Genomic DNA, 22325 nt, shown 5'->3' on the forward strand with positions numbered 1-22325 from the left:
GCCGGTCCGCCGCTGTCCTCCGGCACCGTATACGGTGGCTGCGTGCCCAGGAACGAGAACGTGTTCTTTTCCGTGGCCGGGGCGGCCACCGGGGCCGTGACCGCGGCCGCGGGCGCCGCCGCGGCCTGGCGGCGCCGAGCCGCGTCCCGGCTGGTGCACCGGGCCAGGCGCTGGGCGCAGGACGCCGGGGCGGTCACCGCCGAGCGGCCCGGGCTGCTGCACTTCGCCCGCATCGGCCCCGGCACCCGGCTCGCCCACCCGCTGGGCACCGTCTTCGGCGAGCGCTGGATCCACCTCGGCGACCACTGCATCATCGGCGAACAGGTCACCCTCACCGTCGGCCTGATGCCCACCGACGCCCGGCCGGACGCCGAGGACCCCGGCGCCGGCTTCGGCCCCGACCCGGTGCTGCGGCTCGGCCACGGGGTGGTCCTCGGCCGCGGCAGCCATGTCGTGGCGCTCGCCCCGATCACGCTCGGCGAGAAGGTCTACTGCGGCCCGTACGTCTACCTGACCAGCATCAACCACTCCTACGACGACGTCTCCCGGCCCATCGGCGAGCAGTGGCCGCGCACCGCGCCGGTCGAGATCGGCGCGGGCAGCTGGCTCGGCGCCGGGTGCGTGATCCTGCCCGGCGCCCGGCTCGGCAGGAACGTGGTGGTCGCGGCCGGCTCCGTCGTCCGCGGCGACGTACCGGACTTCGCGGTGGTCGCGGGCGCACCGGCCAGGGTCGTACGCCGCTGGGACGCCGCCGCCGAGACCTGGCAGCCGCCGCTGCGCACCCCGGCGCCCGTCCCCTTCCCGGCCGAGGCCTCTCCGGAACAGCTGCTGGACACCGGTGACTTGGAGCAGCAGGCCTGAGACGGGCGGCCCCGCGGGGTTTGTTAGATTCGGCTCATGCGCGCCCCGATCGGACACTTCGACGACGCCCTGCCCGCCACCGAGTGCCGCGAGCTGCTGCCGCCACCCGTGGCCGCCGCCGTGACCGCCGAGATGGTCCACGTGGACACCGACCCGGCCAAGGCCGACACCGCGGTCTTCGTCGCGGCCTACGGCGAAGAACTGCTGGAGCAGTCGGCGAACTGCGTCGTGGTCGCGGGCAAGCGCGGCGGAGAGGTCACCCTGGCCGCCTGCCTGGTGCTGTCCACCACCCGCGTCGACGTCAACGGGGCGGTGCGCCGTCACCTGGGCGCGCGCAAGGCGTCCTTCGCCTCGATGGACACCGCCGTCGGCGCCACCGGCATGGAGTACGGCGGCATCACCCCGGTCGGCCTGCCCGCCGACTGGCCGCTGCTGGTCGACGCCGCGGTGGCGGACACCCCGTGGGTGCTGGTCGGCAGCGGCGCCCGCCGCGGCAAGCTCATCGTGCCGGGCAAGGTGCTCGCCGCGCTGCCCGGCGCGGTGGTCGTGGACGGCCTCGGCGTCTGAGCCGGCGCCGGGAGCGCGTCAGTCCAGCTGCGGGATCTCGATCGCGGGGCAGCGGTCCATGACCATGTCCAGGCCCGCGGCCCTGGTCCTGTCGTAGGCGGCCTCGTCGATCACGCCGAGCTGGAACCACACCGCCTTCGCACCGGCCGCGACCGCCTCGTCGGCGACCGGACCGGCGAGGTCGGAGTTCACGAAGACGTCCACCACGTCGACGGGGAAGGGGATGTCGGCCAGCGAGGCGTAGCCCTGCTCACCGTGCACCACCTCCGCCTTCGGGTGGACCGGCACCACGCGCTTGCCGAACCGCTGGAGCACCGCGGCGACGCCGTACGCCGCCCGCGAGGTGTTGTTCGACAGGCCGACCACCGCCCAGGTGTCACCGCTGTCGACCAGGATCTTCCGCACCGCAGCCGCGTCGCCGTACACGCTGTCCTCCGCCCTCTCGTCCTGTCCGGTGCAACCGGCGCAAGCCCGCGCTCATTCCCCCGGGAAGACGGCCGCGGACACGCCTTAGGCTGGGGCGATGGCCGACCGGTACCTGACCGTGGCGCGCACCGGCGTCCACGAGAGCGAGATCAAGCGCTCCCGCTTCCTGTGCACCCTCGCCCCCGCCGCGGACGAGGAGGCCGCACAGGCAGTGATCCGCGCGGTACGCCGCGGGCACCCGGCAGCCACGCACAACTGCTTCGCGTACGTCATCGGCCCCGACGTGCGGCTGCACCGGGCCAGCGACGACGGCGAGCCGGGCGGCACCGCCGGCACCCCGATGCTGCAGGTGCTGCTCGGCCGGGAGGTACGCGACACCGTCGCCGTGGTCACCCGCTACTACGGCGGCATCCAGCTCGGCGCGGGCGGCCTGGCCCGCGCCTACGGCGGTGCGGTCTCGGCCGCCCTGGACGAGATCGGCACCGTCGAGCGGCGCCGGCTGGCCCTGCTGACCGTCACCGTCGACCACGCCAGGGCCGGCCGGCTGGAGAACGACCTGCGCTCGGCGGGGCACGTCCTGCGCGAGGTCCGCTACGGGGCGGACGTGACCCTCGCCCTCGGGGTGCCCGAGGGCGAGGTCGCCGCCTTCACCTCCTGGCTGGCCGACGTGACCTCGGGGGCCGCCCGCTGCGAGGCGGCGGGCAGCGCCTACGTCGACATGTGAGGCGCGGGCGGCCCGCGGTCACCAGCGCGGCGACCTGCGCTCGTAGGACGGGTCGATGCGCTGCATGTAGCCGGTGTCGTCCCGCTCGCGCAGCCCGCAGCGCACATACTGCTCGTGCAGCCGGGCCAGCGCGTCGCGGTCCAGCTCCACGCCGAGCCCCGGCGCGGTCGGCACCCGCACCGCCCCGTCGGCGAACTCCAGCGCCCCGGGCACCACGACCTCCTCCGACTTCCACGGCCAGTGCGTGTCGCACGCGTAGGTCAGGTTCGGCGTGGCGGCGGCCAGATGGGTCATCGCAGCCAGGCTGATGCCCAGATGGGAGTTGGAGTGCATGGAAAGGCCCAGGTCGAAGGTGCGGCAGATGCCGGCGAGCAGCAGCGAGCGCTGCAGGCCGCCCCAGTAGTGGTGGTCGGAGAGCACCACCTGCACCGAGTCGCGGGCCACCGCCGAGGACAGCTCGTCGAAGGCGACCACGCACATGTTGGTGGCCAGCGGCATCGGCGCGCGCCGCGCCACCTCGGCCATGCCGCGCTGACCGGGGGTGGGGTCCTCCAGGTACTCCAGGACGCCGTCCAGCTCACCCGCCACCCGGACCGAGGTCTCCACCGACCAGGCGGCGTTGGGGTCGAGCCGCAGCGGCACCCCGGGGAAGGCCTTGTGCAGCGCACGCACCGCCTCGATCTCCTCCTCGGGCGGCATCACCCCGCCCTTGAGCTTGATCGCGCCGAAGCCGTACTGCTCGGTCATCCACCGCGCCTGCCCCACGATGCCGTCCGGGTCGAGCGCCTCGCCCCACGCGTCGGGCTCCGCGCCGGGGTGGCCGGCCCACTTGTAGAACAGGTACGCGCTGAAGGGCACCCGCTCGCGCACCGCGCCGCCCAGCAGGTCGCTGACCGGCAGCCCCGCCGCCTTGCCCTGGATGTCCAGGCAGGCGACCTCGAAGGGCGAGAAGACCCGGTCGGCGGTGCTGCTGCTGGTGATCATCCCGGTCAGGCCGTGCCCGTCGGAGCCGCTGTCGCCGCCGAGCGCCTCGGAGATCCTTCGGTGCATGCCGCCCAGCGTGTAGACGTCCATGCCGGTGATCACGTCCACGGCCGCGCGCAGCCGCCGCAGGTGCCCCTCGTCGGCATAGGTCTCGCCGAGCCCGCTGATGCCCTGGTCGGTGTGCACCTCCACGATCGCCCGCAGCGCGTACGGCTCGTGGACGCCGACCGCGTTCAGCAGTGCCGGGTCGTGGAAGGCGACCGGGGTGATGTCCACACCGGTGATCCGGATCCCGCCGCTCATCGGGTGGCCTCCGCGGCGACGACGGCCCGGCCCGCCTCGACGATCCTGGCCAGCTCCGCCAGATGCCCGGGTGTCGGGTCGGTCAGCGGCGGGCGCACCCCGCCGACGTCCAGGCCGCTCTGCCGCACCGCCGCCTTGACCAGGGCCACCGCATAGCCGGGCGTACGCTCGCGCAGCGCGACCAGCGGGTGGAAGAAGCCGGCCAGCAGCCGCTGCACCGCCTTGTCGTCGCCCGCGGTCACCGCCCGGTGGAAGGCCAGCGAGATCTCCGGGGCGAAGCAGAAGACCGCGGAGGAGTACAGCTCCACCCCGATGCCGCGGTAGGCCGGCACGGTGCACTCGGCGGTGGGCATGCCGTTGAAGAACTGGAAGTCCTTGCCGCTCGCCGCGGTCTCGGCCCGGACCGCGGTCACGATGCGGGACAGTTGGTCGAGGTCGCCCAGGCCGTCCTTGAAGCCGACCACCCGCGGCAGCCGCGCCACGTCGAGGGCCGAGGCCACGTCGAAGCGGGCGCCGCCGCGCTGGTAGACGATCACCGGCAGCTCGGTGGCCGCGGTCACCTGCGTCACATACGCCACCAGGCCGGCCGGCGGGGCCTGTACCAGGTAGTGCGGCATGAGCAGCAGCCCGTCGGCGCCGGCCTCGGCCGCGGCCCGGGCGAACTGCCGGGCGAGCGGCAGCGATCCGCCGGCGCCCGCGAAGACCGGCACCCGGCCGGCGGCCGCGGCGACGGCGGTGCGCACGATGTCGGCGTACTCGCGCGGCTCCAGGGCGTGGAATTCACCGGTGCCGCACGCGACGAACACGCCGCCGGCTCCGGCGGCCACTCCCCGCCGTACGTGTTCCGAAAGAATCGGAAGATCAACCGAATCTTCTGAGGTGAACGGGGTCACCGGGAAGAAGAGCACGCCGTCGAGCACTGAAGCCTCACATTGTCCATGTACATGAACGCTCATCATGAATGCGAATACTCATGGACTCTAGGCTGCGCCCGCTAACCGGTCAATGGCCAGGCTCTATCGGCGCCCGCGCGCCACCGCCGGCCCGGCGGCGATCGGCCGGCCCGACGTGCCCGCGGAGCGCGGGAGATCGGAGCGAAGGCCGTCGAAGGCCTCGTCGAATCAGGTGATATGCCAGGAATATACGGTGAGTTGGCAACCATGGGGACCGGTAGTTTTCGAGACCTCCGACGAAAGGTTCGACGCCGTGCTTTGGCGGGGTCCGGCCCGCGGGGACACCGCCACCGCCTAGAATCCGGATCACCGCGGGGCGATCACCGCGGGCCGGCCGCAGCGGCCGGACTCCGCGGTGGACCACCGCTCACCGCGGACATCGAGGAACGGCGAGGGCGAACGTGCACGTCGGGGCGGCCGAGTGAGACTGCTGCACACATCGGACTGGCACCTGGGCCGCTCGCTGCACCGGGTGAGCCTGCTCGACGCCCAGCGCGCCTTCCTCGACCACCTCGTCGCCACCGTCCGCGACCGGGACGTGGACGCCGTGCTCGTCGCCGGCGACATCTACGACCGGGCCGTACCGCCGCTGGCCGCGGTCGAGCTGTACGACGGGGCGCTGCACGCGCTCGCCGAACTCGGCGTGCCCACCGTGATGATCTCCGGCAACCACGACTCGGCCCGCCGCCTCGGCGTCGGCGCGGGACTCATGGGCCGGGCCGGCGTCCACCTGCGCACCGACCCGGCGACCTGCGACCGGCCCGTCGTCCTGCACGACACACACGGCGACGTCGCCGTCTACGGGCTGCCCTACCTCGAACCCGCCCTGGTGCGCGACGAGTTGGGCGCCGAGCGGGCCGACCACCCGGCGGTGCTCGGCGCCGCCGCCGACCGCGTGCGCGCCGACCTCGCGACCCGCCCCGCCGGCACCCGCAGCGTCGTACTGGCCCACGCCTTCGTCACCGGCGCGGCACCCTGCGACAGCGAACGCGACATCACCGCGGGCGGCGTCCCCTCGGTGCCCGCCACCCTCTTCGACGGCATCGACTACACCGCGCTCGGCCACCTGCACGGCTGCCAGGCCCTCACCGAACGCATCCGCTACTCCGGCTCACCGCTGGCCTACTCCTTCTCCGAGGAGCACCACCGCAAGAGCATGTGGCTCGTCGACCTCGGGGCGGGCGGCGAGATCACCGCGGAACGCGTCGACACCCCGGTGCCGCGGCGGCTCGCCCGGCTCCGCGGCCGGCTCGCCGACCTGCTCGCCGACCCGGCCCACGACAAGCACACCGGCGCGTGGGTCGAGGCGGTCCTCACCGACCCGGTGCGCCCCTACGAGCCGATGGCCGCGCTCGCCGAGCGCTTCCCGCACATCCTCAGCCTCGGCTTCGAACCGGAAGGCCGCGTCGACGACCCCGCCGCCTCCTACGCGCGCAGGCTCGCGGGCCGCAGCGACCAGCAGATCGCCGAGGACTTCGTCGGTCACGTGCGCGGCAGCGCGCCCGACGCGCACGAACAGCGCGTGCTGCGCGAGGCGTTCGACGCGGTGCGCGCCGCAGCGGCGGCGGGGGAGCGTGACTGATGCGGCTGCACCGGCTCAGGCTGACCGCCTTCGGCCCCTTCGCCGCCGAGCAGGACGTCGACTTCGACGAACTGTCGGCCGCCGGGCTCTTCCTGCTGCACGGCCCCACCGGCGGCGGCAAGACCTCCGTCCTGGACGCGGTGTGCTACGCCCTCTACGGCCAGGTGCCCGGCGCCCGCCCCGCGACCCGGCTGCGCAGCGACCACGCGCGGGCCGGCACGCCGACCGAGGTGGTGCTCGAACTCACCCTCGCAGGACGGCGGCTGGAGATCACCCGGCGGCCCGAGCAGCCCCGTGCCAAGCTGCGCGGCATCGGGGTGACGACGGAGAAGGCGGTCACCCTGCTGCGGGAGCAGCGGGACGGCGAGTGGCAGGCCAGGTCCCGGTCCCACCAGGAGGTCGGCGAGGAGATCCGGCAGCTGGTGGGGATGAGCTGCGAGCAGTTCTGCCAGGTGGTGCTGCTGCCGCAGGGCGAGTTCGCGACCTTCCTGCGGGCGACCGCCACAGAACGGGCCGCGCTGCTCGGCCGGCTCTTCGACACCCGCCGCTTCAAGGCGGTCGAGAACCGGCTGCGCGACGGCAAGCACGCCGCCGCGCAGCGGCTCGTGGACGGCGACCGGCAGATCGCCTCCCTCGCCGCCCGGATGCGGCAGGCGGCCGGCGACGCGGTGGTTGACGCCGACACCGATGCCTACGCCGATGCCGGCGCTGGTGCGCCCGGGGAATTCCTGGCCCAGGCCGCGGTGTTGCGCTGCACCGCCCGCGAGCAGCACGACATCGCCCGCGCGGCCCTGCACCAGGCCGAGCTGTCCCACGCCGCCGCCCAGGCCGCGGCCACCCAGGCGCGCGAGCTGTACGCCCTCCAGCAGCGCCACGCCCAATCCGTCCGCCGCGCCGCGTCCCTGGCCGAACTCCACGAGACCCGCGCCGCAGCCCGCACCACCCTGTCCCGCGCCCGACGCGCCACGACCATCGACCCGGCCCTGACCCACCGCGACAAACTCGTTTCCCACCACGCCGAATCCCTCGCCTCGGAGCGCGAGGCCCTGGCGGCCCTGGCCACCACCACCCTCCCGCGCCAGTGGGGCGGACCGGGGGAGGGGGCGCCCGACGGCGCCGGGCAGGCCGCGGCGGGCGGCGAAGACTCGTCCGCGGGCGTGCCGCGTGGCCGCTCGGTGCCGGGTGCGATGGCCGACGGTGGGGACCCGGCCCAGGCTGCCGTGGCCGGTGGCCCCGGGCGGCCCCCACTCGACGGCGTGGGTACGGCCGCCGTGCCGTCGCCGGCGGGTGGCAGCGCGCGTGACGCAGGCCCGGGCGGGCGGCCCGCCGCGGACACCGGCCGGAGTGCCGTGGCCGGTGGTGCTGGGCGGGACGTCAGCGGTGACGTGGGTACGGCCGCCGTGCCGTCGCAGGCCGGGGGCGGTCGCGCGGCGGGAGGTGGCGCCGGCCCGGGCGTGCAGCCCGCGGCGGATGCGGGTGAGGGTGAGCTGCCGTTGCCGGGTGCCGCGGCTGGTGGCCCGGGGCGCAGCCGGGGCGACGGTGTGCAGGCGGGTGATGGTGGTGCGGGCCTCGCAGGGGAGGCTGGTGCGGGTTCGGGTCGCGGGGGTGAGCGCGTGGCGGAATTGCTGGCGTGGGCCGGGGAGTTGCGGGAGGTCGTCGGGGGGCTGGCTGCGGGTGGGGAGGTCGAGGCGCGGGTTGCTGAGGTCGGGGCGCGGCGGGAGCGGCTGGAGCGTGAGGAGCGGGACGACGAGGAGGCCGTGCGGGACGCGGACGGCTGGCTCGCCGAGTGGCCCGCACTGCGGGCCGGGTTGCAGGCGCGGCTCGACGGCGCCCTGGAGGCCGCGGCGCGCGCGGGCGACCTGGCAGGGGAGTTGGCGCAGGCCCGGCAGCGGCGTGACGCCGGGGTCGAACGGGACACGCTGACCCAGGAGTTGGCCCCGGCCGAGCAGGCGGCCCGGGACGCGCGGGACCGCGCGGGCGACGCCCGCGAGGCGTGGCAGGACCTCAGAGAGAGCCGGATCACCGGCATCGCCGCCGAGTTGGCCGCCGAGTTGGCCGACGGCGAGCCCTGCAGGGTGTGCGGGTCCGCCGAGCACCCCGCACCGGCGCGGCCCGCACGGGACCGCGTCACCCGCGCGGACGAGGACGCCGCCTACGCCCGCTTCCAGCGCAGGTCCGCCGACCACGACGCGGCCCGCGAGCGGGTCACCCGGCTGCGTACCGCCCTGGACGCGGCCACCGCCGTCGCGGGCGGCATCCCGCAGGCCGAACTCGCCGCCGCGCACGAAGCGGTGCGGGCGGCCCACGACGGGGCGGCCCGCGCTGCGGCCACCGCGCCCGAGGCGCGGGCGGCACTGGCCCGCGCGGAGGACGAGCGCGACCGGCGTACGGCGCAGCAGCAGGACGCCCTGCACCGCGCCGCGGCCCGCACCTCGCGCCGCGAGGAACTCGACGCGCAGTACGAGCAGTTGAGCGACGAGTTGGCCAGGGCACGCGACGGGCACCCGAGCGTCGCCGCCCGCAGGGCGCAACTGGCCGCCGCCGTCGGCCTGCTGGAGCGCGCCGCCCACGCGGTCAGGGAGCGCACCGACAGCGAACTGCGGCTCGCCGAGGCCGAGTCGGCTCTGGCCGAGGCCGCCGCCCGCGCGGGCTTCGGCTCCGCGCAGGAGGCCGTCGCTGCGGTGCTGCCGCCGCAGCGGCTGTGGGAGGCGGAAGCCGAGGTGGCGGCCTGGGACAAGGAGGAGGCCGCCGCGGAAGCCGACCTGGCCTCCCCGCAGCCCGCCGCGGCCGCCGCCCTTCCCGCCGCGGACCCGGTCGCGGCGCAGGCCGCCCTGGACGCGGCGAACCTGCGGCTGCGCAGGGCCTCCGCCGCCGAGTCAGCCGCCGCGACCCGCCGCGCGGAACTCGACCGGCTGGGAGCCGAGTCGACCGCCTTGGTCCGTGAACTCGCCCCGGCCCGTACCGCGTACGAGCGGGTCGCCCGGCTCTCCGATCTGGCCTCGGCCACCTCCGCGGAGAACCGCTACCGCATGGAGCTGGAGACCTACGTCCTGGCCGCCCGCCTCGAAGAGGTCGCCGCGGCGGCGGGCGTACGCCTGCAGCGCATGTCCGGCGGCCGGTACACCCTCGTGCACAGCGACGCCCGCGGCGGCGGCAGGACCAAGTCGGGCCTGGGCCTGATGGTGGTCGACGCCTGGACGGGAACCGAGCGCGACACCGCCACGCTCTCCGGCGGCGAGACCTTCTTCGCCTCGCTCGCGCTGGCGCTGGGCCTGGCCGACGTGGTCACCGACGAGGCGGGCGGCATGCGCCTGGACACCCTCTTCATCGACGAGGGCTTCGGCAGCCTCGACGAGCAGACCCTCGACGAGGTCCTGGACGTCCTCGACGGGCTGCGCGAACGCGACCGCGCGGTCGGCATCGTGAGCCACGTGGCCGACCTGCGGGACCGCATCCCGGCCCAGCTGCACGTCACCAAGGGCCGCGACGGCTCGGCCGTCAGGATGCGCACCCGCTGACCGCCCTCACAGCACCAGCGGGCGGCGCTCCAGCGGCGAGGAGTAGACGATGCTGGTGGTGACCGCGCCGAGCCCGGAGATCCGTCCCGTGGTCTCCTCCAGGTGCCGCATCGAGCGGGCGGCCACCTTCATCACGAAGCAGTCGTCGCCGGTGACGTGGTGCGCTTCCAGCACCTCGGGGGTGGCGGCCAGCAGGTCGTGGAAGGGCTTGTAGTTGCCGTGCGGATAGCGCAGCCTGACCAGCGCCAGGATGGGCAGGCCGATCCGCTCGTGGTCGATCACCGCCGAATAGCCGCTGATCACCCCGGCCTCCTCCAGCCGCCGCACCCGCTCGGTGACGGCGCTCGGCGACATGGCGACGGTACGGGCCAGCTCGGCGTAACTGGCGCGGCCGTCCCTCTGCAGGGCCTCAAGCAGCCGCCAGTCGGTGGCGTCCAGGGAATACGCGGTCATCCCCGACAGATACCAGGGGAAAGCCCGGCGGATCAAGCCGAACCCCGGGGATCTCCCCTTCCGGGCCGCCGCGGCCGACCGTAGATTCTGCGGTATGACAACGCACCTCGCCGCACCCGCCGCACCCGCTCCGGCCAGCGTCAACGCCGTCCTGCGGGTGCCCCCGGCCACTCCCGCCGAGGCCGCCGCCTACTTCACGGCCAGCCTGGCATTCCACACCGACGTCTCGGACGTCGCCGCGGCGCTGCAGGCCGCGGAATCGGGCACGGAGCCCGGTTTCGTCCTGGTCGACACCCGCAGCACCGAGGCCTGGGACCAGGGCCACATCCCCGGCGCGGTCCACCTGCCCACCGCGCAGATCCCCCAACTCGCCGGCGCCTTCCTCGACCGCGGCGTCCCGGTCGTCGTGCACTGCTGGGGACCCGGCTGCAACGGCGCGACGCGCGCCGCCGCCCTGCTGGCCGGCCTCGGCTATCAGGTCAAGGAGATGCTCGGCGGCATGGAGTACTGGATCCGCGAGGGCTTCGGCTACGAGACCGCCGACGGCCCGGCCCGCCGCGACCCCGACCCGCTGACCGCCCCGCTCGCCGCCGACGACTGCGGCTGCTGACAGCCCTCGCGGGACGCGGAACCGCCACCGGGCTGGACCGATCACCGTCCGGCCCGGTGTACTGATCACGCCACGGGCACCGGACAGGTGCCCGGCGAGGCGGACAGAAGCGGAGTACGCGGTGTCGGACACACAAGCCCCCGTGCCGGCGCCGGCGCACGAGCAGGCACCCGCCACCCGGGCGGCCGTCGCGGAGGACACGCTGAGCGCTTCCGTGCCGCGCTTCCTGGTGGAGATCGTCGCCTGGGCCGGCGCCCCCTGGGCGCTGTGGAGCCACTCGGTCGTGCTCGCCCTGCTGTCCGTCGTACTGCTGATCGGCCTGCCCACGGCCTTCGGGATGCCGGCTGCCAAGAAGCACAGCCCGCCGGTCGCGATCACCGCCCGGCCGGCGATAGCCCTCGAACTGCTCCAGCCGGCCGCCGCCTGCACCGCCGCCTTCGCCGCATGGCCGCCGGCCGCGGCCTACGTGGTCGTCGCCCTGTCGGTGGTCGCCTGCGCCCTGCAGTTCCGCCGCTGGCGGTGGATGCTCGGGCGCGGCTCCGCCGCCTGACCGTTCAGGTCGGCAGGCGGCGCAGCTCGTACGCCCACAGCTCGCCGCGGTCGGCGACCCGGCGGAAGCCGACCCGGGTGAGGACCGCCTGGGAGGCGGAGTTCGCCGGCTCCGTCGTGGCCAGCACCATGTCCACCTCGGGCTGGCCCAGCGCCCACTGGCACAGCGCGCGCGCCGCGTCCGTGGCCCATCCGGCGCCGCGGCCCGACGCCGACAGGTCGTAGCCGATCTCCACGGCGCCGGCGTCCGGCGGCCCGTGGAAGCCGGCGCCGCCCAGCGCGGTGCCGTCCAGGGTGCGCTGGATCGCGAAGACGCCCCAGCCGGGCCGGTAGAGCCCGGCGGCGGCCGCCGCGACCGTCATCGAGGCCGCACCTATCGTGCCCTCGCCGGGCACCTCGTCGATCCAGCGCAGCCCGGCCGGTTTGCCGTCCGCCAACTGCGCTGCGTCCTGCGGCAGTTGCTCGCGCAGCGTCAACCGGCCCTGGGTCAGGACCAGTCGTCCGCCGTCGAGGGAAGCGTGCAGGGTCATCCAGCCGTACCGCCTTGTCGGGAATGCGCAGGAGTGGAGGGGGAACCGCGCCGCGCCCACCCGGGCGCGGCGCGGCGGGTGCTACAGCGCGGAGATCTCCGCGACCAGGTCGTCCAGTCCGAGCGAGCCCAGCGAGAGCGCAGCCATGTGCCAGGCCTTCGCGTCGAAGGCATCGCCGTGCGCGGTGCGCGCGGCCTCCCGGCCCAGCAGCCAGGCGCGTTCGCCCAGCTTGTAGCCGATCGCCTGGCCGGGGATGCCCAGGTAGCGGGTCACCTCGCTGTCGATGAACTCCGGCTGCCTGCCGCTGTGCCGGCCGAAGAACTCCCGTGCCAGCTCGGGGGTCCACACCTCACCGGGGTGGAAGGGCGAGTCCGCGGGGATCTCCAGGCCCGCGTGCATGCCGATGTCGATGATCACCCGCACCGCCCGCATCATCTGCGCGTCCAGGTAGCCCAGCCGGCGCTCGGGGTCGGACAGGAAGCCCAGCTCGTCCATCAGCCGCTCGGCGTACAGCGCCCAGCCCTCGGCATTGGCGCTGACCAGGCCGACGTTGGCCTGGTAGCGCGACAGGTCGCCCGCCACGTGCACCCACTGGGCGAGCTGCAGGTGGTGTCCGGGGACACCCTCGTGATACCAGGTCGAGACCAGGTCGAAGACCGGGAAGCGGGTGCGCCCCATCGTGGGCAGCCAGGTGCGCCCGGGCCGGGAGAAGTCCTCCGACGGCGAGGTGTAGTACGGCGCCGCCGCGCCCCCGGGCGGGGCGATCCGCGCCTCGACCTTCTTGACCCGGTCGGCCAGGTCGAAGTGCGTGCCGTCCAGCGCCTCGATGGCCTCGTCCATCAGCGCCTGGAGCCAGTCGCGCACCTCGTCCACGCCCTCGATGGCCTGGCCGTGCTCGTCGAGGTGCGCCAGCACCTCCCACGGGTCCTTGCCCGGCAGGATCTTGGCCGCCTCCGCGACCATCTCGCCGTGCAGCCGGTGGTATTCCGACCAGCCGTACGCGTAGGCCTCGTCCAGGTCCAGGTCGGTGCCGTTCCACATTCGCGACCAGGTCGCGTACCGCTCGCGGCCCACCGTCTCGGGAGCGCCCGCGATCCCGGGGGCGTAGACGTCGCGCAGCCAGTCGCGCAGCTCGGTGAAGGCCGCGGTGGCCTCCGCCGCGGCCCCGTCCAGCTCCTCGCGCAGCTCCTGCGGCCCGTCGGCGACCAGGCTGGCGAACCAGCTGCCCGAGCCGTCGGCGCCGGTCCACTCGCCGAGCTGCCGCACCATCGTCTCGGCCTGCCGCGGCCCGCCGGGCAGGTTGCGCGCCAGGCCCTCGGCCAGCGACGCGCGGTAGCCGGCCAGCGCGGCCGGCACGGCACGCAGCCGTCCTGCGATGTCCGCGAAGTCCTCGGCGGACTCGTTCGGCATCAGCGAGAAGACGTCGCGGATGTTGTGCGCGGGCGTGAAGATGTTGCTCACCGCCCGCAGGTGCTCGGCCGCCGCGTGCACCGCCAGTTCCGCCGTGAGCCGCTCGCGCAGCAGCCGGGCGCAGCGCCGCTCGGCGTCGCTGTCCCCGCCGGGCACCGCCTCGGCCTCGGCGAGCCGGTTCAGGGTGCTGCGGGCCAGCGCGGCCAGCGCGTCGGCACCGGCCGGCGAGAAGTCGGGCAGCCGCCGGGCCGAGTCGCGGACACCGAGGTAGGTGCCCAGCAGCGGGTCGAGAGCGACCAGGTCGTCGACGTAGGCGTCGGCCACCTGGCGGGGGAGCGAGGAGCTGGTGAGAGTGGACATGCGGCCATCCTCGTACGAGACCGGGCGCCGCGTCACCATCATTGTGACGTTCGCCCCTGACACCGGCGTGTCGCGGCCCGTTCGCCGAGGTCAGCCGGGCGGCAGCAGGGGGCCGCAGTCCCACTGCTGGAAGATCAGCCGGGTCTCCACCCTGGCCACCTCGGGGCGCGCGGTGAACTCGTCCACCACCAGCCGCTGCAGGTCACCGGTCCCGGTCACGGCCACCTGCACCAGGAAGTCGTCGGGCCCGGTCAGGTGGAACAGCGCCCGGGTCTCCGGCAGCCCGCGGATGCGCTCCACGAACGGGTCGATGAGGTCCCTGCGGTGCGGCCGCACCTGCACCAGCAGCATCGCCTCCAAGCCGCGCCCCAGCTTGGCCGGGTCAAGCCGCAGCTGCTGCCCCAGGATCACCCCGCTGCGGCGCAGCCTGGCCACCCGGTCCAGGCACGTCGACGGCGCCACGCCGACCGCCGCCGCGAGGTCCCGGTACGTCGTCCGGGCGTCGTTCTGCAGCAGGCGGAGTATGTGCAGATCGACCGGATCGAGAGCGACGGAATCGGACATCGGGCGAACATAGCACGGGATCCGGCCCCAAGACGGCGGTGGGCGTTCAGCCTTGACCGCATGGAGACCACACAGCGCAGGGCGCCGGCCACCGAAGCGGTGCACGCCGGACGCGACGACCTCGCGGCACTCGGGCTGCACGCCGTACCGCTCGACCTGTCCACGACCTACCCCTCCCGTGACAGCAGGGACGAGGCCCGGCGGATCGACGCCTTCGCCGCCACCGGGGCGCGCCTCGACGGGCCGCCGATCTACGCCCGGGTCGACAACCCCACCACCGCCCGCTTCGAGACCGCGCTCGCCCGCCTGGAGGGCACCCAGGACGCCGTCGCCTTCGCCAGCGGCATGGCCGCGCTCAGCGCCTGCCTGCTGGCCAGGTCCGCGCTCGGCCTGCGCCATGTCGTCGCCGTACGCCCGCTGTACGGCTCCAGCGACCACCTGCTCAGCAGCGGGCTGCTCGGCACCGAGGTGACCTGGACCGACCCGGCGGGCATCGCCGACGCGATACGCCCCGACACCGGCCTGGTCGTCGTCGAGACCCCGGCCAACCCCACGCTCGCCGAGATCGACCTGCGGGCCGTCGCCCACGACTGCGGCTCGGTGCCGCTGCTCGCCGACAACACCTTCGCCACCCCCGTCCTGCAGCGCCCCGCCGAGTCCGGCGCCAGGATCGTCCTGCACAGCGCCACGAAGTACCTCGGCGGCCACGGGGACGTCCTCGGCGGGGCCGTGGCCTGCGACGAGGAGTTCGCCGGAGCGCTGCGGCAGGTCCGCTTCGCCACCGGTGCGGTGCTGCACCCGCTGGCCGGGTACCTGCTGCTGCGCGGCCTGGCCACACTGCCGGTACGGATGCGGGCCGCGTCCGCGACCGCGGCAGAGCTGGCCGCCAGGCTGGCCGCCGACCCGCGGGTCAGCGCGGTGCACTACCCGCGGATCGGCGGGGCGATGGTCTCCTTCGAGGTGCACGGCGACCCGCACGCGGTGATCGGCGGGGTACGCCTCATCACCCCGGCGGTCAGCCTCGGCAGCGTCGACACGCTGATCCAGCACCCGGCTTCCATCAGCCACCGCGTCGTCCCCGCCGGCGCCCGCGCGGACGGCGGTGTCAGCGAACAGCTGCTCCGCATGTCGGTCGGCCTGGAGGATCCCGCGGACCTCTGGGCCGACCTCGACACGGCCCTGGCCTCGGCGGACCCGGGTGACCCCGGTCCCGGTCACGGGGCCGAGGACAACCCGGCCCGGCGGCTGAAGGAGACCCGGACGTCGGATTCGGCGTAGTAGGTGCGGCCCGCGCGGCTGCGCCGCCGCCGGCGCTGCTGGCTGGCGAGGCGGTAGACGGTTCCGGTGGGGGCGCTCCACAGCCGGCCGGCCTGGTCGGGGTACGCCACCCGGCGGGCACGCCTCGTCAGCCGCGCGATCTCCTCCGTCGCCTCGGCGACCGCCGGATGGGCGGCCAGCCGGTCGGCGTTGCGGTGGAGGAAGCCGGCAAGGACCTGCACGGAGCGCTGCGGGGCCGTCAGGTGCCGCCCGTCCGCAACGAGGCCGCTCCACGAGCTGAGGCACGTCACGATCTCCGCCCGGACGTCGGCCGCCGCCCCGTTGAACGGGAGCCCATGGGAGGGGCCTGCGGCCCTGGTTTCCCGCGGGCGCCGGGAGATTCCGCCGCTCAGTACGCGCTCGCACGCCGTATACAGCGCCGGCAGGTCTGCCAGTGCGGTCACGAGCTGTTCCCTGCACCCCGGGCAGAGGCGCAGTCCGGGGACCGTGCCATGGCGGCGGCCCGGTCCTGTGCCGTTCTTCGAGCAGGCCTCGCCCTCGCAGAGCGGCTTCCTGCTCCCGACGAGTTCATGACGCTGGGACATGCCCCCGACTCCTGCTCGCCCGATTGTCATGCCGATCCGGCTGCCGATGACGACCCGGTACGACCAGACGGTCGCGCTGCTCGGGCTCGCCCGCTCCTGCGGGAAGGTGCTGATGGAGAACGTGATGTTCGTCCACCATCCGCAGCACTCCACGGTGCGCCGGCCGGCCGCCGGCGGCGTCAGCGGTGAACTCCGCTCCGTCAGGGCGGAGTTCACCGTGCCCCGGCGTCCGGCGGGCGACATCGGCCATGAGCCGCAGCTCGGTGGGGGCGCCCTGTGGGACACCGGGGTCTACCCGGTCAGGGCCGCTCTGCATCTGCTCGGCCCCGACCTGGGGTCGTCGCCGCCGTCCTCTCGCACGGCGGGCAGGACCGGGTGGACACCACGGGCGCGGCGCTGCTGCGCACTCCGGACGGGGTGAGCGCACAGCTCGCCTTCGGCCTCGACCCCGGATACCGCTCGGTGTACGAACTGGGCGGGGCATGCGCCGTGCCGGCGCGGTCAGTGGTGCGGGCCGCCCTGCGGCGTCCCGCCGTCACCTGACCTGTGCAGGGTCAGCCAGAGGAAGAGGGTGTTGGCCAGGGCCGCGAAGGCGGTGCCGCACTGCCACTGGAAGGCGACGTGGAAGGCGTGGCGGGTGCCGCCCAGCAGCCCCCGGGCGAGGACCACGGCGAACAGCGCGGCGCCCAGTGCCCCGCCGAGGCGGGCCAGGATGTTGATCTGGGCGGTGGCCTCCGGCAGCCGGTCGCGCGGCACCGTGGCGAAGGCCGAGATCACCAGCGGGGTCGAGGCCATCCCCGTCCCCATACCGAGCAGGAAGAGCAGGGCCTGCACCAGGGCCGGGCTCGGATCGGCTCCCATGACGGAGAAGCTGGTGGTCGCCACGACAGCGCACCCGGTGCCCAGCACCGAGATCGGGCCGCCGCCGTACCGGTCGGTGAGCCGCCCGCTGAGCGGGAGCATGATGCCGGTGCCGGCCCCCATGGAGAGCATCTGGAGGCCGGTCTCCACCACGCCGTTCCCGTGCAGCATCTGGAAGTACAGCGGGAACACCAGGGCGCACCCGAACGTCAGCGCCCCGTTGAAGATGAACGCCACGCTCGCGGTGGAGTAGCCGGGGCTGCGGTACAGGCTCATGTCCAGGAGCGGGTGCCTGCGGCGGGTGGCGTGCAGGACGAACACGACGAGCCCCGCCACGCCGAGGCCGAGCGGCAGCAGCACCGGCAGCGGCTTGGGGGAGCCGTCCGAGCCCCAGTCGGTCATGCCGAGCACCACCAGGGGCAGGCCCATGCCGATGTAGGAGAACCCCGCCCAGTCCAGGGGCGTGGTCGCGGTGCCCTTCTCGTGCGGGATCCACCGCAGGCCCAGCGCCAGCGCGACAGCGCCGATCGGCACGTTGATCAGGAACAGCCAGCGCCAGGACAGGGAGTGCAGCATCAGGCCGCCGAGGAAGGGGCCGATCGCCGGGGCGAGCACCACCGCGACACCCAGCCGCGCCATCACCCGGCCGAGTTTGCCCGGTCCGACGGCCTGGCCGAGGATGGTCTGGCCTGCCGGGACGAGCAGCCCCGCGATGAGCCCCTGCAGGACGCGCAGGCCGATGAGCATCTCCATCGTCGGCGCCATCGCGCACAGCGCCGAGATCACGGTGAAGGCGGCCAGCGCCCCGAGCCACAGCCTGCCGACCCCCACCCGCCTGCCCAGCCAGGCGCAGCCCGGCAGGGACACCGCGAGGGCGAGCAGATACCCGCTGGAGACCCACTGGGCGACCCGGAGGCTGGTGTCGAACTCGTCCTGGATGGTCTTCAGCGCGATGTTGATCAACGAGGTGTCGAGGCCGCTCGCGAACGCCCCGAGGGCGACCACCCAGGCCAGCCGCCAGGTCGCCGCGCTGATCTCGGGCCGGGCGGCGGCCGGCTTGGTCTCGACCCCGGTCATGCCAGTGCCGGGTCGCGCAGCGGCGCGAGCGCCTTCGGCCAGGCGACGACCTTGCCCAGCAGCGCGACCAGGGTCGGTTCGTGGTGCGGCCCGGGGACGAAGGTGCCGGTCTGGGTCGGGTCGGTGATCTCGAAGTCGTTGAAGATCGACAGCACGACCTGCGACCGCACCGTCGCGACCTGCATCTCGGCCAGGATCAGCCGCAGTTGCTCGACCGACCGGGTGCCGCCGTGCAGCCCGTAGCCGACGAAGCCGGCCGCCTTGTTGTTCCACTCGGCGTACAGGTAGTCCAGCGCGTTCTTCAGCGCCCCGGGCACGCGTCGCCTTCCTGCTTGGCGGCCACCGCGTTCACCCATTCGGCTACTGCCTGGCCCCGGCGGCCGGGGCGGGTGCTGCCCAGGATGATCCCGATCTTGGTCATGGTCTCTCTTCCGTCCGTGGTCCGCGCGGGTGCAACGCTCGTTGCACAGACTACAACGAGCGTTGTTATCATTGCAACGAGCGTTGCAGTCAGATCGGCAGTCACGATAGGATCAAGGACCGTGACGGAGAAAACGAAGGGCCTGCGCCCGGCGGGCGGCCAGCCGGACAAGCGCCGGGCGATCCTCACCGGGGCTCTGGCGCTGTTCGCGAGGGACGGCTACACACGTGCCAGCCTGGACGGGATCGCGGCGGAGGCAGGAGTGTCGAGCCGCACGATCTACAACCACTTCAGGGACAAGGCCCAGCTGTTCGAGGCCGTGATCCAGGAGAGTTCCGGGCGGGTGGCGGACACGCAGATCGCCATCATCGACCGGCATCTGAGCAAAATCGTCGACCTGGAGGCCGACCTCGTCGAGTTCGGGACGGCCTGGGTCGCGGTGATGGACTCGGCCGCCGCACCGCACTTCGCCCTGGTGCGCCAGATCCACGCAGAACTGGAGCACATCCCGCAGACCGCGGTCGACGCGTGGCGGGAGACCGGACCGCGCCGGGTGCGAGGCGAACTCGCCGAGCGGCTCGGGCGGATCGCCGACCGCGGGTCACTGCGGATCCCCGACCCGGACCGGGCCGCTGTCCACCTCATGCTGCTGGTCTCGAACGACAACCTGCCCTACGGTGCCGACCGGCGGAACGAGAAGGAACTCACCGCCATGGTCACCGCGGGAGTGCACACCTTCCTGCACGGCTACCGGCCCTGAGGCGAGGGCGGGGCGCCGCGGGGTGACGGGGGCCGGCGGCGGCCGCGGGCCGCCGCGCCGGCCTCCCGCCCGGTCAGACCTGTTCGCCCGCCACGGTCCGCTGTCCGGCCGCCGGGTTGTCCGGGTCGACGTTGAAACTGAGGATCCTGCGCGGACGGATCCGGATGGTGGGGCCGAGCGCCCGGCCCTCCGCGTCCGTGGTCTCCGGCAGCGCCTCGGCGACACCGCGGATCTCCAGGCAGCGGACCTGGAAGGTGGCCAGCGAGATGACGTCGTCCACGACGAGGGACACGGTGGAACCGGCCGCCACATTGCGGAACTTCTGGCTCGCGGCCATGTTGTGGCCGCCGATGTCGATCGTCTCCAGCGCCTGGTTGTAGGCGAAGCCGACGGGGTTGTTCTGCACGACGCCGTCCTGCCGCACCGTGGCCAGTCTGCCGAGAGGCTGCTCCCGCAGGTAGGCGATCTCCAGCTCGGTGAAAAGTGCCAGTTCTGTCTCCACTTGCCGCGGGTGGGGCACGTCGGCCGGCCTCGCGCCGGTCCTTGACGGGCAGTCACATGCTACCGGCCGCGGCCGGGTGACCAGGTTGCGGGCGTGCGGGCGGCGGGTCAGTGGTGCTCGGCCGCCCACGGGAGGCTCGCGCCCGACGGCTGGGACGCCGGGAGGGTGGCGGTGATCACGAGGGTGCCGTCCTCGACCTGGTAGTCGAGCGGGAGCGACAGCTCCCGCATCGTGGCCACCATCCCGGTGTTGGTCGCGCGGGTCACCGCGTAGACGCTGCCGCGCCCGGCCTCGCAGGCCAGTTCCACCAGTTTGCGCAGCAGCACCGCCCCGATGCCGCGTCGCTGCCACCCGTCCTCGACCAGCAGCGCGACCTCGTTCTCCTCGCCGTCCCACAGGAGGTGGCCGAGCGCCACCAGGCGGCCGGAGGCGGTCTCGACGGCGAGCGACTGGCCGAAGCGCGGGCTGAGCAGGTGGCCGAGGTAGCGGTCGGCGTCCTCGACCGGCCCGTGGTAGCGCAGCGCCAGCGTGTCGGGGGAGCAGCGCTCGTGCATGGCCAGGGCGGCGGCCCGGTCCTCGGGGCCGGCCCGGCGTACCGTCAGTTCGTTACCCTCGGGCAGCGTCACCACGTGCCGGCTCTCCGGCATCCGCACGCCGAGCCTGGCGTCCAGCTCGACCAGGGCGCGGGCCCGGGCGAACTCGGTCGGGGTGAAGGGCAGGTGGTCGCGTTCGACGGTGATCGTGCCGCCGGAGGGGTCGCGCAGCCGCATGACCGTGTCGAGCAGGGCGTCCTGCTCGGGTGCCGCGTCCGGTCCCACGGCCGGCGCCGGGGTGGACCTGATGGTGCAGCGGCCGAACAACTGGCGCAGCGCCAGCGGGAGTTCGGCCGCGTCCAGCGCGGTGCGGGTGGCCAGGGTGAGCATCCTGGTCGGTGTGTCGACCAGGTCGTGCGCGTCGGCCCGCTCCAGCCAGGTGTCGGTGCCGCCGGCGTCGGCGACGGTCAGTACGAGGGCCGCGGCCGGCAGCGCTGCGGGCGCGCGCAGCAGGAACTCGTCGACGGTGCCCTCGGCCAGCGGGTGCGTCTGGAGTGTGACGATGTCCACCCGGCTGCCGGCCAGCGCCGTGCACACCGCGCCGAGGCTGCCCGGGGTGTCCCGTACGGTGGTGCGCATCCGCCACAGCGCGGGCTCGGCGTCCTGCGCGGTGTCCGCCGCGGGCTCCGGTACGGCGACGGCCGCGGCTCGCGCGGAGCGGCGGGTCCACCACAGGTGCGTGCCCGCCGCGGCGAGCAGCGCGCCGGCCGACGTCATCAGCAGCAGCCCGCCGTCCGGGCCGTGGTTCACCAGGTCGGCGATGAGGTCGGCGGTGGCCATCGCGGCGAAGAGCGCGGCCACTTCCGTGAGGTCGCGGCCCCAGTGTCGGCGCCGGGTTGCGGCCCGAACAGGAGGCACAGGAGTCGTTTGAGGCATACGCCTAGAATGGCGAACGGGTGTTGCGTGATCACGAACATGCCGTGACCAGACGGTAAAGGACGGATCTTCTCGGTTAACTTACCTTTTCAACGTCTTTGCCGTCTGTTGCCGGTGCGAAACCGACCACGGCCGCGGTTGCGCGGATGTGGCGCGGGGACTCAGGACCCGGCGAGGCCGGTGCAGTAGGCGACCGTGGCGTCGTCCGGCGGCACCGAGTGCACCGCCTCGGCACCGCGGACCCGGTCGATGATCTCCCCGGGGCCGTGCGCGGCCAGCAGGGCCAGGACCTCGGGCCAGTCGGCGAGCCGGAAGCGGTCCTCGATGCGGCTGGCGCCGTTGCTGAGCAGCGCGGCACCGGCCAGCTCGGACAGCGGCAGGCTTCCGGTGACCGCCTCGTCCGCCGCCCGCGGGTCGTCCTTGGCCACCCAGAAGCCCCCGGGACGGTTGCGGCGGGAGCGCAACTCCCGCAGGACGCGGCCGCGTTCGGCGGTGTCCTGGCCCGCGGCCCGCAGCGCCGGCTCGTAGGACCCGCTGACGACCACCTCGCGCAGGTCGCGGACGGCAAGCGGCGGCGCGCCCACCAGGTCGAGCAGCGCGACGCAGTCGCCGAGGACCAGGTAGTCGGCGACGCCGCCGGCGATGCGCAGTACCGCCACCGTCGCCGAGGGGCTGATCGGGTCGGTGACGTCGCAGGTGTCCCGGTGAAGGCCGGTCACCTGCGCGATGGCAGCGGCGAGCAGGGAGGTCAGGCCGCGCTCGGGCGTGAGCGCCAGCAGGCCCAGCAGGCAGCCGCCGAGCTGGTCGGCGTACCAGGCGACGCCGTGCCTGCAGGTGTGCTCGGAGTCGGGGATGCCGGCTCCGTCGACCAGTACCGCCGCCGCCGGGGTGGCCCCGGCGAAGTCCTCGTTGCGCCGGCCCGGCTGCTTGGCCGCGCTCGCCATCGCCACTCGCATGCCCCTACCGCCCTCCGGCGTGT

At 74.2% G+C, this 22325-nt stretch carries 22 protein-coding genes and 1 pseudogene; 10 read left to right on the plus strand and 13 right to left on the minus strand.

Annotated elements, in window-relative coordinates:
* The first annotated feature begins 42 nt into the window (after positions 1-42).
* Together JT723_RS21155 and JT723_RS21160 are read left to right on the plus strand one after the other, a co-directional pair.
* Entirely contained in the window at positions 43-861 is an 819-nt protein-coding gene (locus JT723_RS21155; RefSeq protein ID WP_372441347.1) for an acyltransferase, read from the plus strand.
* A gap of 36 nt (positions 862-897) precedes the next feature.
* Positions 898-1428 (plus strand): YbaK/EbsC family protein, encoded by a 531-nt coding sequence (locus tag JT723_RS21160; RefSeq protein ID WP_205046295.1) that lies wholly within the window; start codon positions 898-900, stop codon positions 1426-1428.
* Between the two features lie 18 nt (positions 1429-1446).
* On the opposite strand, the gene JT723_RS21165 is transcribed toward JT723_RS21160, so the two are convergent.
* Positions 1447-1854 (minus strand): CoA-binding protein, encoded by a 408-nt coding sequence (locus tag JT723_RS21165; RefSeq protein WP_205046296.1) that lies wholly within the window; start codon positions 1852-1854, stop codon positions 1447-1449.
* Positions 1855-1951: 97 nt separating this feature from the next.
* Here JT723_RS21165 and JT723_RS21170 point away from each other — a divergent pair, with 97 nt between their 5' ends.
* On the plus strand, positions 1952-2578 hold the full coding sequence (locus JT723_RS21170) for a YigZ family protein (protein WP_205046297.1): 627 nt from the start codon (positions 1952-1954) through the stop codon (positions 2576-2578).
* Between the two features lie 18 nt (positions 2579-2596).
* Here the strand turns inward: JT723_RS21170 and JT723_RS21175 are convergent, their stop codons facing one another.
* Complete coding sequence (locus JT723_RS21175; RefSeq protein WP_205046298.1) at positions 2597-3865, minus strand: glucarate dehydratase family protein; 1269 nt, start codon at positions 3863-3865, stop codon at positions 2597-2599.
* Positions 3862-4821, minus strand: a complete 960-nt coding sequence (locus JT723_RS21180; protein ID WP_205046330.1) for a 5-dehydro-4-deoxyglucarate dehydratase — start codon at positions 4819-4821, stop codon at positions 3862-3864. Before JT723_RS21180 ends, JT723_RS21175 begins: the two co-directional genes overlap by 4 nt.
* Positions 4822-5239: 418 nt before the next feature.
* Between JT723_RS21180 and JT723_RS21185 the strand changes: the two genes are divergently transcribed.
* The gene (locus tag JT723_RS21185) at positions 5240-6400 is read left to right on the plus strand and encodes an exonuclease SbcCD subunit D (RefSeq protein WP_205046299.1); all 1161 of its coding nucleotides are present in this window, start codon (positions 5240-5242) and stop codon (positions 6398-6400) included.
* Complete coding sequence (locus JT723_RS21190) at positions 6400-9918, plus strand: AAA family ATPase (RefSeq protein ID WP_205046300.1); 3519 nt, start codon at positions 6400-6402, stop codon at positions 9916-9918. The genes JT723_RS21185 and JT723_RS21190 overlap by 1 nt, the downstream gene beginning before the upstream one ends.
* A gap of 6 nt (positions 9919-9924) precedes the next feature.
* Here the strand turns inward: JT723_RS21190 and JT723_RS21195 are convergent, their stop codons facing one another.
* On the minus strand, positions 9925-10371 hold the full coding sequence (locus tag JT723_RS21195; protein WP_205046301.1) for an Lrp/AsnC family transcriptional regulator: 447 nt from the start codon (positions 10369-10371) through the stop codon (positions 9925-9927).
* Between the two features lie 94 nt (positions 10372-10465).
* Here JT723_RS21195 and JT723_RS21200 point away from each other — a divergent pair, with 94 nt between their 5' ends.
* On the plus strand, positions 10466-10981 hold the full coding sequence (locus tag JT723_RS21200) for a rhodanese-like domain-containing protein (RefSeq protein ID WP_205046302.1): 516 nt from the start codon (positions 10466-10468) through the stop codon (positions 10979-10981).
* Between the two features lie 121 nt (positions 10982-11102).
* Complete coding sequence (locus tag JT723_RS21205) at positions 11103-11531, plus strand: hypothetical protein (protein WP_251513889.1); 429 nt, start codon at positions 11103-11105, stop codon at positions 11529-11531.
* A 4-nt stretch (positions 11532-11535) separates the two neighbouring features.
* Here the strand turns inward: JT723_RS21205 and JT723_RS21210 are convergent, their stop codons facing one another.
* The 3 genes from JT723_RS21210 to JT723_RS21220 form a co-directional block, all read right to left on the minus strand.
* A complete protein-coding gene (locus tag JT723_RS21210) occupies positions 11536-12060 on the minus strand; it encodes a GNAT family N-acetyltransferase (protein WP_205046303.1) in 525 nt (174 codons plus the stop codon).
* An 81-nt stretch (positions 12061-12141) separates the two neighbouring features.
* A complete protein-coding gene (locus JT723_RS21215; RefSeq protein WP_205046304.1) occupies positions 12142-13830 on the minus strand; it encodes a DUF885 domain-containing protein in 1689 nt (562 codons plus the stop codon).
* A 90-nt stretch (positions 13831-13920) separates the two neighbouring features.
* Positions 13921-14394 (minus strand): Lrp/AsnC family transcriptional regulator, encoded by a 474-nt coding sequence (locus tag JT723_RS21220; protein ID WP_205046305.1) that lies wholly within the window; start codon positions 14392-14394, stop codon positions 13921-13923.
* Between the two features lie 60 nt (positions 14395-14454).
* On the opposite strand from JT723_RS21220, the gene JT723_RS21225 reads away from it, so the two are divergent.
* Positions 14455-15672 (plus strand): trans-sulfuration enzyme family protein, encoded by a 1218-nt coding sequence (locus JT723_RS21225; RefSeq protein ID WP_205046306.1) that lies wholly within the window; start codon positions 14455-14457, stop codon positions 15670-15672.
* Here JT723_RS21225 and JT723_RS21230 read toward each other — a convergent pair.
* Complete coding sequence (locus JT723_RS21230; RefSeq protein WP_205046307.1) at positions 15609-16256, minus strand: hypothetical protein; 648 nt, start codon at positions 16254-16256, stop codon at positions 15609-15611. The two genes, JT723_RS21225 and JT723_RS21230, sit on opposite strands and share 64 nt — an antisense overlap.
* Positions 16257-16302: 46 nt before the next feature.
* Between JT723_RS21230 and JT723_RS21235 the strand changes: the two genes are divergently transcribed.
* On the plus strand, positions 16303-16677 hold the full coding sequence (locus JT723_RS21235) for a Gfo/Idh/MocA family protein (protein WP_205046308.1): 375 nt from the start codon (positions 16303-16305) through the stop codon (positions 16675-16677).
* Positions 16678-16757: 80 nt separating this feature from the next.
* On the opposite strand, the gene JT723_RS21240 is transcribed toward JT723_RS21235, so the two are convergent.
* Complete coding sequence (locus tag JT723_RS21240) at positions 16758-18194, minus strand: DHA2 family efflux MFS transporter permease subunit (RefSeq protein WP_205046309.1); 1437 nt, start codon at positions 18192-18194, stop codon at positions 16758-16760.
* Positions 18191-18615 (minus strand): annotated as a pseudogene (locus JT723_RS21245) (NADPH-dependent FMN reductase). The gene JT723_RS21240 and the pseudogene JT723_RS21245 overlap by 4 nt, the downstream one beginning before the upstream one ends.
* A gap of 121 nt (positions 18616-18736) precedes the next feature.
* Between JT723_RS21245 and JT723_RS21250 the strand changes: the two are divergent.
* On the plus strand, positions 18737-19375 hold the full coding sequence (locus JT723_RS21250; protein WP_251513892.1) for a TetR/AcrR family transcriptional regulator: 639 nt from the start codon (positions 18737-18739) through the stop codon (positions 19373-19375).
* A gap of 73 nt (positions 19376-19448) precedes the next feature.
* Here the strand turns inward: JT723_RS21250 and JT723_RS21255 are convergent, their stop codons facing one another.
* From JT723_RS21255 to JT723_RS21265, 3 genes are all read right to left on the minus strand, one after another.
* The gene (locus JT723_RS21255; protein ID WP_251513895.1) at positions 19449-19877 is read right to left on the minus strand and encodes a PPOX class F420-dependent oxidoreductase; all 429 of its coding nucleotides are present in this window, start codon (positions 19875-19877) and stop codon (positions 19449-19451) included.
* Between the two features lie 107 nt (positions 19878-19984).
* Complete coding sequence (locus tag JT723_RS21260) at positions 19985-21346, minus strand: GNAT family N-acetyltransferase (protein ID WP_240165940.1); 1362 nt, start codon at positions 21344-21346, stop codon at positions 19985-19987.
* Between the two features lie 161 nt (positions 21347-21507).
* Complete coding sequence (locus JT723_RS21265; RefSeq protein WP_205046311.1) at positions 21508-22302, minus strand: integrase; 795 nt, start codon at positions 22300-22302, stop codon at positions 21508-21510.
* Positions 22303-22325: the final 23 nt, after the last annotated feature.

Source organism: Actinacidiphila bryophytorum, from assembly GCF_016916835.1.
GTDB lineage: Bacteria > Actinomycetota > Actinomycetes > Streptomycetales > Streptomycetaceae > Actinacidiphila > Actinacidiphila bryophytorum.

Bases quoted from the DNA above. Each gene is read 5' to 3' on its own strand.
- JT723_RS21160 (WP_205046295.1), top strand. From the start codon at position 898: ATGCGCGCCCCGATCGGACACTTCGACGACGCCCTGCCCGCCACCGAG.
- JT723_RS21170 (WP_205046297.1), top strand. From the start codon at position 1,952: ATGGCCGACCGGTACCTGACCGTGGCGCGCACCGGCGTCCACGAGAGC.
- JT723_RS21175 (WP_205046298.1), bottom strand. From the start codon at position 3,865: ATGAGCGGCGGGATCCGGATCACCGGTGTGGACATCACCCCGGTCGCC.
- JT723_RS21180 (WP_205046330.1), bottom strand. From the start codon at position 4,821: ATGAGCGTTCATGTACATGGACAATGTGAGGCTTCAGTGCTCGACGGC.
- JT723_RS21190 (WP_205046300.1), top strand. From the start codon at position 6,400: ATGCGGCTGCACCGGCTCAGGCTGACCGCCTTCGGCCCCTTCGCCGCC.
- JT723_RS21195 (WP_205046301.1), bottom strand. From the start codon at position 10,371: ATGACCGCGTATTCCCTGGACGCCACCGACTGGCGGCTGCTTGAGGCC.
- JT723_RS21200 (WP_205046302.1), top strand. From the start codon at position 10,466: ATGACAACGCACCTCGCCGCACCCGCCGCACCCGCTCCGGCCAGCGTC.
- JT723_RS21210 (WP_205046303.1), bottom strand. From the start codon at position 12,060: ATGACCCTGCACGCTTCCCTCGACGGCGGACGACTGGTCCTGACCCAG.
- JT723_RS21215 (WP_205046304.1), bottom strand. From the start codon at position 13,830: ATGTCCACTCTCACCAGCTCCTCGCTCCCCCGCCAGGTGGCCGACGCC.
- JT723_RS21220 (WP_205046305.1), bottom strand. From the start codon at position 14,394: ATGTCCGATTCCGTCGCTCTCGATCCGGTCGATCTGCACATACTCCGC.
- JT723_RS21225 (WP_205046306.1), top strand. From the start codon at position 14,455: ATGGAGACCACACAGCGCAGGGCGCCGGCCACCGAAGCGGTGCACGCC.
- JT723_RS21230 (WP_205046307.1), bottom strand. From the start codon at position 16,256: ATGTCCCAGCGTCATGAACTCGTCGGGAGCAGGAAGCCGCTCTGCGAG.
- JT723_RS21235 (WP_205046308.1), top strand. From the start codon at position 16,303: ATGACGACCCGGTACGACCAGACGGTCGCGCTGCTCGGGCTCGCCCGC.
- JT723_RS21240 (WP_205046309.1), bottom strand. From the start codon at position 18,194: ATGACCGGGGTCGAGACCAAGCCGGCCGCCGCCCGGCCCGAGATCAGC.
- JT723_RS21260 (WP_240165940.1), bottom strand. From the start codon at position 21,346: ATGCCTCAAACGACTCCTGTGCCTCCTGTTCGGGCCGCAACCCGGCGC.
- JT723_RS21265 (WP_205046311.1), bottom strand. From the start codon at position 22,302: ATGCGAGTGGCGATGGCGAGCGCGGCCAAGCAGCCGGGCCGGCGCAAC.